The organism is Methylobacterium sp. 391_Methyba4, from assembly GCF_029691625.1.
GTDB lineage: Bacteria > Pseudomonadota > Alphaproteobacteria > Rhizobiales > Beijerinckiaceae > Methylobacterium > Methylobacterium fujisawaense.
Genome location: NZ_CP121475.1, coordinates 3,525,154 through 3,539,059, shown reverse-complemented (window position 1 = coordinate 3,539,059; position 13,906 = coordinate 3,525,154). Strand labels below are relative to the sequence as shown.

The following is a 13,906-nucleotide window of genomic DNA, read 5'->3' as shown; positions in this document are numbered from 1 at the left end:
CTCAGACACCGCCGCCTGGGCGCCGTGATCACCGGAGGGGCGGCTGCCGAACTCCAGACCGGAATTTACGAATTGTTCACCATCGAGCAAGTTGAACTTGTGCGGGCGAACGAATTCGTATGCATCTAAGCGCTGATATCCGGAGTTCTTGATCGTAACGGTTTTGCAACGAGCATTTGTGTCGCGGGAGATGCTGATTTCTTTCCTGATCGATACCGATCGCAAGGCTGATCCACTCGACGCGAACCTCAGGGCACGCGCGCGGATCGAGCAGCTCGACGTCGCCCTTCGTCTGGTGCCCTTCACGATTCTCGTGAGCCTGAGTGTCGTACAGGTCATCGTCTACCTGTTCTGGCAGCCCGGGAACCGCGCCTATCTCGCGGGCCTGGAAGCCCTCGTCCTGCCGCTGGCGGTCGTCTCACTCCGGCAGTGCTGGCGCTGGCGCTCGCAGCCCAAGCCGCTCGAGGTGCCATCCTCCTTCGTCAAGCGGCTCGTCCTCGCCGCGCAGATCTATGGCCTTCTCCTGGCCTCCATCCCGGTGATGCTGTTCGCCGGGGCCGATCCGAATGGGCGGCTCCTGATTGCCTCCAGCATGGCGGGCCTGATCGCGACGGGGATGAGCGCGGCGGTGCTGCCCCGAGTCGCCATCGGATATGCCGGCCTGATCATCGTCGGTTCGTTCATCGCCCTCGCGGCGACGGGCGAGGCCTTCTACATCTATGTCGGCGTTCTGCTGTTCTTCTATGCGAGCTTCATCTGCTTCACGATCCTGCACCTCAGCCGCCTGCTCACGATGCGCGTCATCGCGCAGATCGAGCTGGAGCGGCAGCAGGAATTCACCCATCTCCTGCTCAACGAGTTCGAGGAGAGTGCCAGCGATTGGCTCTGGGAGACGGATGCCGACCTGCGGCTGCAGCACGTCTCGCCGCGCCTGATCGAGGTCGCCGGTTCCTCCGAGCGACAGCTCATGGGCCTGCCGCTGGAACGCCTGCTGCTTCCGCCGCTGGCGCCGCCCAAGAGCCATTCGAGCACGGCTCTCTGGAGCTGCATCGCGGAGCGGCGCGTCTTCCGGAATCTCCACCTGCAACTCGACATTGCCGGTGAGCGGCGAACCTGGTGCCTCTCCGGAAAGCCGACCTTCAACCGGGCCGGCGTGTTCTCAGGCTATCGCGGCGTCGGCTCCGATGTGACCGAGAAGCGGCGCTCCGAGGAGCGCCTGTCCTATCTCGCCCTGCACGATTCCCTGACCGATCTCCCCAACCGGGTTCTGTTCCACCAGCTTCAGGAGACGGCCCGGGCACGACTCGCGCAGGGCGACCGGTTCGCCGTGCTCGCCCTCGACCTCGACGAGTTCAAGAGCGTCAACGACACGTTCGGCCACGCCGTCGGCGACAAGCTCCTTACAGCCGTGGCCGAGCGGCTGCGGGGCTTCGAGAGCGCCGACGTGCAACTCGCCCGCCTCGCGGGTGACGAGTTCGCGGTGCTCGCGGCCGGGCGGAGCGCCCGGGACCTGCACGCCATCGAGTCCCTGGCGAGCGGCATCGTCGAGGCGCTCGCCTCGCCATTCACCGTCGACGGCATTCGGCTGACCGTCAGCGTCAGCATCGGGATCGCCATCGCGCCACAGGACGGATGCCAGGAGATCATGCGGCGGGCCGATCTCGCTCTCTACCGCATGAAGAGCGAGGGGCGGAACGGTTACCGGTTCTACGAAGCCGAGATGGACGAGCGGATCGAGGCGCGGCGCGCCCTGACGTCCGATCTGCGCGGCGCGCTCGATCGGAACGAGTTCGTCCTCTACTTCCAGCCGATCGTGTCGGCCAAGGAGTGCCGCGTGGGTGGTTTCGAAGCGCTCCTGCGGTGGAAGCATCCCGCACGGGGCTTCGTCTCGCCGGGCGACTTCATTCCGCTCGCCGAGGAGACCGGCGTCATCATCCCCCTCGGGGAATGGATCCTCCGAGAGGCCTGCCGGATCGCCGCCGGCTGGCCGGAGGATGTCCGGATCGCCGTCAACCTCTCCCCCCGCCAGTTCCGGCATTCGGATCTGCCGCACCTCGTGCGCTCTGCCTTGCGGACGAGTGGACTGGCCGCCGCCCGCCTGGAACTGGAGGTCACCGAGTCGGTGTTCCTGGAGGCGACGCCGGCGATCAACGCCACCCTGTCCAGGCTGCGTGAGATGGGCGTGCGCCTGTCCCTGGACGATTTCGGGACCGGCTATTCCAGTCTCAGCTATCTGCGCCGGATCGCCTTCGACAAGATCAAGATCGACCAGAGCTTCGTCCGCGACCTGCCGCACGAGGGCAGCGCCGCCGCGATCGTGCGGGCCATCATCGACATGGCGACGCGCCTGGACATGACGATCACGGCGGAAGGGGTCGAGACGGACGCGCAGCGGATCTGCCTGCTCGACCAGGGATGCCACGAATTCCAGGGCTATCTCTTCAGCAAGCCGCTGCCGGCCGAGCAGGCGGCGGTTCTCGCGCGCAGCCGCAAGTTGCTTCCGACCGCCGTCCAGGCGGCGTGAGGCGCCGTCAGGCGCCGAGGGGCGCCACGCCGGCCGGGCTGGGCTCGCCCGTGACCGCGTGGGGCGACACCTTCGGCCAGTAGGGCAGGAAGCCCTCGACGATGGTGCGCGGGATATCGAGGGGCCGGTAGTGGACGGTATCCACGAACATCAGCGACTGCTCGCCGCGGCCGAGCAGGCCGTTGACCTCGCTGTGGATCTCGTGCGCCAAGGTCACGAATTTCCGGTTGTGGCTCGCGATGGAGATCCGGACGGTGACGGGCTCGAACTCCATGGCCTCCCGCCGGAAGTCGTGATGGAAGGACTTCGTCAGGATGTAGAAATCCGTCGATTTCAGGTCGAAATCCGGCATGCAGACGTTGAAGAACAATTCGCGCGCCTTGCCGACCCAGCGCACGTAATTGGCGAAATAGACGTTTCCGACCGAATTCGTATCGTCATAGGTTGGAATCAGGCGCAGGACGAACCAGTGGCCGTCGAAGCCGTGGGAGGCGACGGTGTCGGGCCGGTCGAGCGCGACGGGCACCGGCGCCGCCCGCGGCGCCCGCTCCGCCGCCGGGATCAACGTGTCGGCCGGCTGCGTTGCGCGCCATCCGAGGATCTGTACGATCATCGGCAGGGCACCGATCAGCCCGATGAGCGGCGCGATGGCCAGGAGCGCCCAACTCGGCGCCAGATAGCCGGTGACGAAGATCAGGCACGCCGTCGCCCCGATCATGGCGTTGAGGACCGAGTCGTACCGCCGCGTCGCGCCGAGCGTCTCGCAGACGAGACAGGCCGCCGCGCCGACGAGGAGCGTGGCGAACGGCATCATCAGGTAGAGGAGCGAGAGATTCGCCCAGATCGCCGCCGCCGCCGTGGCGAGCGCCGCGCCCAGGATCCAGACCGGTGAGGACACGAGTCCCGCCGGCACGAAGGCGAGAAGCGGCGAATTGCTGCGCGCCGTGACCGAGGTCCCGAGCCACCGCGTGGCGTTGTAGAAGCTGTCGATCGTGGTGGCGGCCGCGATCGCCGTCCAGACCACGAAGGCGGCTGTCGCACCCGCCACGGATTCCCGCCCGATCGCCTGCGCCACGGCCGCATAGGCCCCCGGCAGCCCGTCCGACGAGACGACCGGCACGCCGAGCCCCGCCCGCGCGGCGAGCAGGGCATTGAGCGTCAGCAGTCCGAGGAACAGGACGGCGCCGGTGACATAGGCCACCCGCACGGATCCCCCCGAACGCCGGATCTCGAGGGCGCGCTGCCAATGCTGGATGTCCATCCACGGGCCGAGCAGGAAGCCGACCAGGGAGGGCACGACCAGACCGTAGAAGCGCTCGTCGAAGGCGTGGACCGGGACCGTCCAGCCGTCCGGATGCCGGGGCAGGTCAACCAAGAGCAGCGCGCAGGCCGACAGTCCGAGGACCAGGGCGACGCCGTGGATCGTCCGGAGGCCGCGCAGCGGAACCGCATGCGCGATCGAGCAGGCGATGAGGATCAGGGCGACCAGGCCGACCACGGAGTCGCGGCCGAACAGCGGAAGCCACGCATAGGCGGCGAAGCCGAAGATCGTGATGGCGACGGCGAAGAACTGGGCCCCGAGGAACAGGAGGGCGTAGGGACCCTGCACGGACGCGACAATCGTGTCGATGCGCCGCCGGGGAGCGCCGAGCAGCCATCCGAACAGGCCAAGGCCCGTGGCATTCGGCAGAGCGAAGGCAAGAAACCCGAGCCATCCATACGTGAGGGTCACGTGGATCGCGTAGAAAAATCCGAGCCCCCAGAACCACGACAAAGCAATCGTCGGCGCCCAGGTCGCTGAGCGAATGAATTGGGAAGGCATTGTGGCCGCGAGCGCTCCGTACCGAGTGTTGCAATAGCGTATCAGACTCGTTTCGGGAATATGTCCGGCAAAAAAGAAGGCGAATATAAGATCTTACCTGCACGAAAATGCATCGACCTGTCGACAAGCCGCGGCTGCGGCTCAGCGCGGGCACATTTCCGCTCGCCGCGTCCCGATAGACACGCGTTTGGGCCTTGGGCGCATGACCCGTCGCGGATTCCCAGGCGATTTGCCTAATCGGCGGGCTTCGGGCCGCTGCGAACCAGATCGACGAAATTGGCGATCAGCGGAGCCTTCGGGGCCATCCACAACGCGAAGACGTCGGCGCGGATGGGCGGCCCTTCGAGGGGCCTGTAGACCACGTCCGCATGCGCCAGACGGGCGACGAATTCCGGGATGATGGCGATGCCGAGCCCCGATGCCACCAAACTCGTCAACGAGGCCGCCTCGACGGCCTGATAAGTGATGGAGGGGACGAACCCGGCCTCTGCGCAGCAATCCCACAGGTAGTTGGCGAACAGGGAATCCGAGAGCCGCAGGAAGACGAATCGCTCGTCGCGAAGGTCGGAGAGGCGGAGCGCGCCCGTCGCCAAGCGGTGGCCCCTCGGCAGGACGACCCGTACGGTTTCGGTCCACGCGCAGACGCGGACCAGATCGGCATCCTCCGGGGGGCACCGCAGGAAGCTCAGGTCGGTCTGACCGGACTTCAGCATCGCGATCTGCCGATCCGGCGACATCTCATGGATCCGGAGATCGACCGCCGGATAGGTGCGGGCGAAGTCCCGGAGCGCCGGGCCGAGCGGGCCGGCCAACATCGAGCCGGTCAGGCCGATGTTGATGATGCCGGCGGTGCCCGCGCCGATGGCACGGGCCCGTTCCACCGCTTCGCCGGCCCGCTCCAGAATGGCGAGCGCCTGGACGTGGAAATCGTGGCCGGCCCGGGTCAGCGTCACCCGCCGCGTGGTCCGCTCGAACAGGGCAGTGCCGATCTCATCCTCCAGGTCGCGGATCTGCTGGCTGAGGGGTGGTTGCGCCACGCCGAGGCTCTCTGCGGCGGCCGTGAAGCTCAGATATTTGGCGACAGCCACGAAATAGCGGAGATGCCGGAGTTCCATCCCGCCATCTATATGCCATGCCTATCAATTGGAATGAAAAAGATATTTGACGTCTAGATCGGCCGGAACGATTTTGCAGCTCGGCAAATCGAAACGATGCTGCGCGTCACGATCGCCCCGCGCGCCGCCATCGGGCTTCGGTCGCCAGTCCGAGGCTGCCCAGGGGAATTGCGATGCAGCGCGTGTTCGGGTCGCTTTTCGGGCAGGTGGTCGCGGCCCTGGTCCTCGGCGTCCTCGTCGGGCGGCTGTGGCCGGACTTTGCAGTCAGCCTGAAGCCCCTCGGCGACGTCTTCATCAAGCTCATCAAGATGGTCGTCGCGCCGCTGGTGTTCGGTGTCGTGGTGCATGGCATCGTCGGCGCCGGCGATCTGCGGAAGGTCGGGCGCGTCGGCCTCAAATCCCTGATCTACTTCGAGGTGGTGACGACCATCGCGCTCGCGCTCGGGCTGGTCCTCGCCTACGTCTTCGCGCCCGGCCAGGGCATGAACGTCGACCTGGCGAAGCTGGATGCCAATTCGCTCTCCAGCTACACCGATCGGGTCGGACAGGTCACGGGAACCGTCGATTTCTTGATGAAGCTGGTACCGACGACCTTCGTCGACGCCTTCGCGAAGGGCGACATCCTCCAGGTTTTGCTTCTCGCGATCCTGTTCGGGTCCGGCCTCTCGCTCCTCGGCGAGCGCGGCAAGCCCCTGGCCGACAGCCTGGAGCGCATCACCGAAGTCCTGTTCCGGATCATCGGCTTCATCGTGCGGCTCGCGCCGCTCGGCGTGCTCGGCGCCGTCGCGTTCACGGTCGGCAAGTACGGCGTCGGATCCCTGAAGCAGCTCAGCATGCTGGTCGTGCTGTTCTACGGGGGCGTCGCGGCCTTCGTGATCGTCGTGCTCGGCGGCATCATGCGGCTCGCGGGCTTCAGCATCTTCAAGCTGCTCGCCTATCTGCGCGAGGAACTGACCGTCGTGGCCGGCACCGCATCCTCCGACTGCGTGCTGCCGCAGGTCATGCGCAAGATGGAGCGGCTCGGCATCAAGGAATCGACCGTCGGCCTCGTGATCCCGACCGGCTACTCCTTCAACCTGGATGCCTTCTCGCTCTACCTGACCCTGGCCACGGTGTTCATCGCGCAGGCGACCAACACCGACCTGTCCTTCGGTCATCTGATGCTGATCCTCGGCATCGCCCTTCTGACGTCCAAGGGCGCCCACGGCGTGCCCGGCTCGGCGATCGTGGTCCTCGCCGCGACGCTGTCGGCGGTCCCGGAGATCCCGGTGATCGGTCTGGTCCTCGTCCTGTCGGTCGACTGGTTCGTCGGCATCGCCCGTGCCCTCGGAAACCTCATCGGCAATTGCGTGGCGACCGTCGTCATCGCAGCCTGGGAGGGTGACATCGATCGCGCCCAGGCTCACCGGGTTCTCAACGGCGAGGACACGGCCGACACCGCGGCGATCCTCGAGGCCCCCGTCGCGCAGCCGCACACCGCGTGACCGATCCGGGGCAGCCGATTACAGCTTGAAGCCGAATCCTGGAGACCGACCATGAGCGCTGGAGCCTACAACCCCCCGTGCGGCGGCCTGCCCGGTCAGACGGCGCTGATGACCGGCCGCGCCGTGTTCACCGAGGCCTACGCGGTCATCCCCCACGGGGTGATGAGCGACATCGTCACGAGCCTCCTGCCGGGCTGGGGCGGGACCCGGGCCTGGATCCTGGCACGGCCGCTCTCGGGCTTCGCCGAAACCTTCGCCCAGTACCTCATGGAGGTCGCCCCGGGCGGCGGCAGCGAGACTCCCGAGCCGGAGGCTCAGGCGCAGGGCGTGCTGTTCGTGGTCGCGGGCACGGCGAGCCTCACCCTCGACGGCGCCCGGCACGCCCTGCGGCCGGGCAGCTACGCCTATCTCTCCCCCGGCGCGGCCTGGTCCCTGCGCAACGACGGCGACGGGCCCGTGCGCTTCCACTGGATCCGCAAGGCCTACCAGCCGGCGGCGGGGCTGGACGCGCCGCCCTCGTTCGTGACGCACGAATCGGCGGTCGAGCCGACCGGCATGGTCGGCACCGACGGCGCCTGGGCGACCACCCGCTTCGTGGGCTCCGACGATCTGCGCCACGACATGCACGTGAACATCGTCAGCCTGCGGCCGGGCGCCTCGATTCCGTTTGAGGAGACCCACGTGATGGAGCACGGGCTGTTCGTGCTGGAGGGCAAGGCGGTCTACCGGCTCAACCGCGACTGGGTCGAGGTCGCGGCGGGCGACTTCATGTGGCTGCGCGCCTTCTGCCCGCAGGCCTGCTACTCGGGCGGGCCCGGCCCGTTCCGCTACCTCCTCTACAAGGACGTCAACCGCCATCCGGCGCTCGCGCCGCGCGGACTCGGCCGTTGAGCGCGGACGCGCGCAGGATCGTCGCCCAGCCTCTGACCGCGGCGGCCTTCGCCCCGTTCGGCACGGTCATCGACGCGGCTGCCGTGGCGCCGCGGCCGATGAATGCCGGGATGGCCCGCCGCTTCCACGATCTCGCCGAGATCGAGGTCGTGGGGGAGGGCGCGCGCGTGGTGATCGGCTTGGTGGAGGCGCAGCCCTATCCGCTGCCGCTGCGCCTCGGCCTGGTGGAGCGGCATCCGCTCGGCGCGCAGGCGTTCCTGCCGCTGAGCGCGGCGCCGTTCCTGGTCGTGGTCTGCCCGGACGAAGAGGGCCGGCCCGGTCGGCCGCAGGCCTTCGTCACCGCGCCCCGCCAGGGAATCTGCTACGCGCGCAACACGTGGCACGGGGTGCTCACGCCCTACGGTCAGCCACAGGATTTCGTCGTGGTCGACCGCAGCGGCCCAGGCGTAAACCTCGAGGAACACACCTTCGCCGAGCCCTGGACGGTCCATCTGCCCGGCCTGGACTGAAGGCGGACGCAGACCGCGCCCGTGGCGCGCCGAAACGACGGCGATTCCGTCGCGCAGGCGGTCTCGCGCGGTCGGGACCGCTTTTGGCGGCGCTCGGCGTGTCAGGGGCGCCCAGATGCAATCAATCCCGGGGGTGGGGCCGCGAAAGTCCGTTGACTGGCACCGGTCAGCGGCTATCGAGGCCGCAACGATGGAGTCCGCACCAACGCGGACCCGAGGAAACGCCGGGCCTGCGGGCCCGCACCGGAAAGGCCGCCATGTCCCTGTCCCGCACGCCCCTGTCCCGCCGGCGATTCCTGGCGACCGGCTCGACGGCGCTCATCGCCGGCACCGTGGCGGCGCCGCACGTGGCGCGGGCGCAGAAGGCGGAGTTCACCTACAAATACGCCAACAACCTTCCCGACACGCACCCGATGAACATCCGCGCCCGCGAGATGGCGGAGGCGCTCCGCACCGAGACCGGCGGCCGGTTCGACCTCAAGATCTTCCCGACGAGCCAGCTCGGCTCCGACACCGACACGTTGAGCCAGCTTCGCTCGGGCAGCGTCGAGTTCTTCACGATGTCGCCGCTGATCCTCTCGACCCTGGTCCCGAACGCGTCGATCAACGGCATCGGCTACGCCTTCCCGAGCTACGACGCCGTCTGGCCGGCCATGGACGGCGAGCTCGGCGCCTGGGTCCGCCAGCAGATCGCCAAGTCCGGCCTCGTCGCCATGGAGAAGATCTGGGACAACGGCTACCGCCAGACCACTTCGTCGACCCGGCCGATCGCCACGCCCGACGATTTCAAGGGTTTCCGGATCCGCGTCCCGGTCTCGCCGCTCTGGACCTCGATGTTCAAAGCCTTCGACGCCGCGCCCGCCTCGATCAACCTCAACGAGACCTACTCGGCCCTGCAGACCAAGATCGTCGAGGGCCAGGAAAACCCGCTCGCGGTCATCTCCACCACGAAGTTCTACGAGGTGCAAAAGTACTGCTCGCTCACCAACCACATGTGGGACGGGTACTGGTTCCTGGCGAACCGCCGCGCCTGGGAGCGCCTGCCGCCGGATCTGCGCGAGACGGTGGCCCGCCACATCAACGCCGCCGGGATGAAGGAGCGGGCCGACGTCGCCCAGCTCAACGCCAACCTGCAGGCGGAGCTCTCGAAGAACGGCATGGTCTTCAACAAGCCCGATCCGGAGCCCTTCCGCGACAAGCTGCGCAAGGCCGGCTTCTACGCCGAGTGGAAGGGGCGGTACGGCGACGAGGGCTGGTCGCTGCTGGAGAAGGCCTGCGGGAAGCTTACCTGATGAGCGCCGCGGGGGCGCCGCGCGGCGGGGTCGCGCCGTGCTCCCGGCGGGTGATGAACCTCGCGCACTTCCTGCGCCGGGCCGCGCGCCGCTTCCCGGATGCGGTGGGGCTCGCCTGGGGCGCGCGCAGTTGGACCTGGGCCGAGCTCGACGCCCGGGTCGACGCCATGGCGGCGGCGCTCGCCGCCCGCGGCGTGACCAAGGGCGACCGCGTCCTGGTCCAGGCGCGCAACAGCAACCAGCTGTTCGAGTCGATGTTCGTCTGCTTCCGGCTCGGCGCCGTCTGGGTGCCGACCAACTTCCGGCAGACGCCGTCGGAGGTCGCGTATCTCGCGAGCGCCAGCGGTGCCTCCGCGCTCATCTGCGGGGCCGGCTTTCCGGACCATGCCGCCGCCGTGCGCGCGGCCTGCCCGGACCTGAACCGCGTCGTCGAGATCGGCGGCACGGCCTTCGGGGCGGATTACGACGCGCTGGTCGCCGAACATCTGGGCCGCGCCGCGCCCGTTTCCGGCGTCGAGCACGACGATCCGTGCTGGTTCTTCTTCACGTCCGGCACGACCGGCCGGCCGAAGGCGGCGGTGCTCACACACGGCCAGATGGCCTTCGTCGTCACCAACCACCTCTGCGACCTGATGCCGGGCACCACCGAGGCCGACGCGTCCCTGGTCGTGGCCCCCCTCTCGCACGGCGCCGGCATCCACCAGCTCGCGCAGGTCGCGGCCGGTACGAAGACGGTGCTCACCGCCGGCGAGCGGCTGGATCCCGAAGAAGTCTGGGCGCTCGTTGAGCGTTGGCGCATCGCGAACCTCTTCACCGTGCCGACCATCGTGAAGCTGCTGACCGAACATCCGGCCGTGGCGGAGCACGATCATTCCAGCCTGCGGCACGTGATCTACGCGGGCGCACCGATGTACAGGGCGGATCAGCAGCACGCGCTGCGTGTGCTCGGCCCGGTGCTGGTGCAGTATTTCGGCCTCGGCGAGGTGACCGGCAACATCACCGTGCTGCCGCCCCGCCTGCACGCGGCCGAGGACGGCCCCGATGTGAAGGTCGGCACCTGCGGCGTCGAACGCACGGGCATGCAGGTCCAGATCCAGGACACGGAGGGGCGCGAATTGCCGCCCGGTGAGACCGGCGAGATCTGCGTCTGCGGCCCGGCCGTCTTCGCGGGCTACTACGACAACCCGGAGGCCAACGCGGCGGCGTTCCGCGACGGCTGGTTCCGGACCGGGGACCTCGGCCATTGCGACGCGGAAGGCTTCCTGTTCATCACCGGCCGTGCCTCGGACATGTACATCTCGGGCGGCTCGAACGTGTATCCGCGCGAGATCGAGGAGAAACTCCTGACGCATCCGGCGATCTCCGAGGCCGCAATCCTCGGCGTGCCTGACCGCGCCTGGGGCGAAGTCGGTGTTGCGGTCTGCGTCGCGCGTCCCGGGGCGTCGGTGGAAGAGGGGGAATTGATCGCGTGGCTGTCCGCCGCGGTCGCCCGCTACAAGCTGCCCCGGCGAGTGTTCTTCTGGGAATCCCTTCCGAAATCCGGCTACGGCAAGGTGACGAAGCGCGCGATCCGCGCGGAACTCGAGTCGCGCGGTGATCTGCCCCTCGAAAAGCCGGCCCAGGCGTCGGATCGGTAGACGTCTGGCGGACGGCTCTCACGGCGTCGTCGCGCGCGCGGCGACGCAGATCGGCGTCGCGGGAGATCGGCGGCCGTGGCACCGCTGGATCGCTGCGCTGCCCGCGGAGACGTCCAGACCCCCCACAGTGCAGCTTGCGCATTGAGCGGTTGGGCAGACCGCACTGCACACGTCGCCGAGATCGCCACACCGTCCTGATTCCGGCGTCTGTTAACGTCCCATCCCGAAAGCATGTTTTCGCTGCATGACAGCCCGAACGCGCAGCCTCTGACACGCGCTCGCAAACCGGCTCATATTGCATCGCAACACGCCGGGCGCCCCGCCCGGGCATGACCGGGATCGGGTACGATGACCACCCTCGCGAATCTCGTCGGCTTCCGCACCCAGAGCGGCGCGCCGCTCCTCGCGCAGATCGCCGGGCGCTTTGGCGTCGCGATGCGCCGCGCCGCGGCCGGGCGCTACGCCGAGCAGCGCGACCGCATCGTGCGCACCGGCGGCGCCGGCATGATCTGAGTCCTCAGGCGCGTCTCAGCGCAGGCGCGCCCGTGCAGTCTCCGCCACTGCCTCCGCGGTGATGCCGAAATGGCGGAACAGGTCTTCCGGCGCGCCCGAGGCGCCGAAGCCGGTCATGCCGACGAAGCCGCCATCCTCGCCGATCCAGCGGTCCCAGCCGAAGCGAAGAGCGGCTTCGACCGCCACCCGCACGGTATCGCGCGGAATGACGCTCGCGCGATACGCGGCATCCTGCGCGGCGAAGGCTTCCCAGGAGGGCATGGAGACAACAGCGGTCGGCACACCCTCGGCCTGCAGCATCGCGCGGGCCGTAAGCGCCAGCGCGACCTCCGAGCCGGTCCCGATCAGCGTCACCCGCCGGGGACCCGAGGCCTCCGCCAGAACGTAGGCGCCCCGCGCGCTCCGGTTCTCCTCGATGCCCGGCCCGCGGAGTGCCGGCAGAGCCTGGCGCGAGCAGACGAGCGATGTCGGGCCGGTCCGGTTGGCCAGGGCCATCTCCCAGCATTCGGCGGTCTCGACCGCGTCGGCCGGGCGCAGCACCAGCATGTTGGGGATGGCCCGCAGGGACGCGAGGTACTCGACCGGCTGATGGGTCGGTCCGTTGCGGCCGATGGCGATCGAATCGTGGCTGTAGACGGTGATGACCGGCAGGTTCATCAGCGCCGCCATGCGCAGGGACGGCCGCATATAGTCGGAGAAGACCAGATAGGTCGCGCCCACCGGCACCAGCCCGCGATGGGCCGCGACGCCGTTCATCATCGCGCCCATCGCGTGCTCGCGGATGCCGTAATGCAGGTAGCGGCCCGACCGGTCCTGGGCCGTGAAGGCGTGGAGCGCGCCCTTGTGCTTCGTCGGCCCCTCCAGATCCGGGGCGCCCGAGAACAGTTCGGGCATGCCGTCGGACAGGGCGGCGACGATCTCGGCGGAGACCTCGATGCTGGGCCGCGCCGCCCCGGCCTCGGCGAAGCGGTCGCGCAGCCCGCGGAGCGGCGCATGCCAGCCCTCAGGAAGGCGGGCGTCGGAAACACGGTCGAATTCCGCCCGCACTTCGGCCGGCAGAGCGTCCCGGCGCCTCGTCCAGGCGGTGTAGCCGTCGCGGTTGCGGCCGGAAACGCCGGCCTGCCACGCCGCGGCGACATCGTCGGGCACGGTGAAGGGCGGGTGATCCCACCCCCGGGCGGCCCGCGCCTCGGCGCAGTCACTGGCGAGCACGCGCCCGCCATGGGCGCCGCGCTGGCCCTCGAGGCGCGGCAGGCCCCGCCCGATCACGGTGCGGCAGGCGATCAGGGTCGGGCGCGGGTCGCCCTGGGCGAGCCGGATCGCCGCCGAGACCGCCTCGACGTCGTGCCCGTCGGCGTCGATCACCTGCCAGTCGGCGGCGCGGAAGCGCGCGCGGACGTCCTCCGAGATGGACAGGTCGGTGGCGCCGTCGTCGGTGATGCGGTTGTCGTCCCACAGGAAGGTGAGCTTTCCCAGGCGCAGATGGCCGGCCAGCGAGATCACCTCGTGGGCGATGCCTTCCTGCAGGCAGCCGTCGCCGACCAGGGCGTAGGTGCGGTGATCCACCAGATCGGAGCCGAAGGTCGCCGCGAGCCTGGCCTCGGCCACCGCCATGCCGACGGCGTTGGCGATGCCCTGTCCGAGCGGGCCGGTGGTCGCCTCGATCCCGAGTTCCGGGGCGATTTCCGGATGGCCGTGGGTGTGGGCGCCGAGCTCGCGGAACCGCCGGATCTGCTCCATCGGCAGGCCTTCATAGCCGGCGAGATGGAGGGCCGCGTAGAGCAGCATGGAGCCGTGGCCGTTCGAGAGGACGAAGCGGTCGCGGTCGGGCCAGACCGGGTCGGCGGGGTTGCAGCGCAGATGGCGGGTGAACAGCGCCACGGCGATCTCGGCGCAGCCGAGGGGCGCGCCGGGATGCCCGTCCCCAGCCCGCTCGATGGCGTCGAGGGCGAGGAAGCGGATCGCGTCGGCCATCCGGGCCGTGAGCAGGGCATCGGGCGTGTCGGGCATGGGTCTGGCTCGGGCGGTGCGAATTTTCGGCGCGCGAAGGCCGCCCGGGCGGCACCGCGGCGGCCCGGGATGGATCTCGGTCTGTGTTCTGACCCGCCGTCCCGCGCCG

The 13,906-nt window shown here is 68.9% G+C and carries 10 protein-coding genes; 7 read left to right on the top strand and 3 right to left on the bottom strand.

The genetic code is table 11. The features are described from left to right. Positions 1–190: 190 nt before the first annotated feature. Positions 191–2,524, top strand: a complete 2,334-nt coding sequence (locus P9K36_RS16590) for an EAL domain-containing protein (protein WP_179696851.1) — start codon at positions 191–193, stop codon at positions 2,522–2,524. A gap of 7 nt (positions 2,525–2,531) precedes the next feature. Here the strand turns inward: P9K36_RS16590 and P9K36_RS16585 are convergent, their stop codons facing one another. Next, the gene (locus P9K36_RS16585; RefSeq protein ID WP_347568039.1) at positions 2,532–4,298 is read right to left on the bottom strand and encodes a thioesterase family protein; all 1,767 of its coding nucleotides are present in this window, start codon (positions 4,296–4,298) and stop codon (positions 2,532–2,534) included. A 281-nt stretch (positions 4,299–4,579) separates the two neighbouring features. After that, positions 4,580–5,461 (bottom strand): LysR family transcriptional regulator, encoded by an 882-nt coding sequence (locus P9K36_RS16580; protein WP_278305538.1) that lies wholly within the window; start codon positions 5,459–5,461, stop codon positions 4,580–4,582. Positions 5,462–5,634: 173 nt separating this feature from the next. Between P9K36_RS16580 and P9K36_RS16575 the strand changes: the two genes are divergently transcribed. From P9K36_RS16575 to P9K36_RS16550, 6 genes are all read left to right on the top strand, one after another. Then, entirely contained in the window at positions 5,635–6,945 is a 1,311-nt protein-coding gene (locus P9K36_RS16575) for a dicarboxylate/amino acid:cation symporter (RefSeq protein ID WP_043758232.1), read from the top strand. Positions 6,946–6,996: 51 nt separating this feature from the next. Further along, positions 6,997–7,836: a bifunctional allantoicase/(S)-ureidoglycine aminohydrolase gene (locus tag P9K36_RS16570; protein WP_278305537.1), complete on the top strand. Its 840-nt coding sequence runs from the start codon at positions 6,997–6,999 to the stop codon at positions 7,834–7,836. Further along, the gene (locus P9K36_RS16565) at positions 7,833–8,345 is read left to right on the top strand and encodes an ureidoglycolate lyase (RefSeq protein ID WP_278305536.1); all 513 of its coding nucleotides are present in this window, start codon (positions 7,833–7,835) and stop codon (positions 8,343–8,345) included. The genes P9K36_RS16570 and P9K36_RS16565 overlap by 4 nt, the downstream gene beginning before the upstream one ends. Positions 8,346–8,602: 257 nt before the next feature. After that, complete coding sequence (locus tag P9K36_RS16560; RefSeq protein WP_053610830.1) at positions 8,603–9,637, top strand: TRAP transporter substrate-binding protein; 1,035 nt, start codon at positions 8,603–8,605, stop codon at positions 9,635–9,637. After that, complete coding sequence (locus P9K36_RS16555) at positions 9,637–11,274, top strand: acyl-CoA synthetase (protein WP_278305535.1); 1,638 nt, start codon at positions 9,637–9,639, stop codon at positions 11,272–11,274. The genes P9K36_RS16560 and P9K36_RS16555 overlap by 1 nt, the downstream gene beginning before the upstream one ends. Positions 11,275–11,622: 348 nt before the next feature. After that, positions 11,623–11,787, top strand: a complete 165-nt coding sequence (locus P9K36_RS16550) for a hypothetical protein (RefSeq protein ID WP_167337807.1) — start codon at positions 11,623–11,625, stop codon at positions 11,785–11,787. 15 nt (positions 11,788–11,802) lie between these two features. Here P9K36_RS16550 and tkt read toward each other — a convergent pair whose 3' ends face one another. Then, the gene (gene tkt, locus P9K36_RS16545; protein WP_278305533.1) at positions 11,803–13,797 is read right to left on the bottom strand and encodes a transketolase; all 1,995 of its coding nucleotides are present in this window, start codon (positions 13,795–13,797) and stop codon (positions 11,803–11,805) included. Positions 13,798–13,906 lie beyond the last annotated feature (109 nt).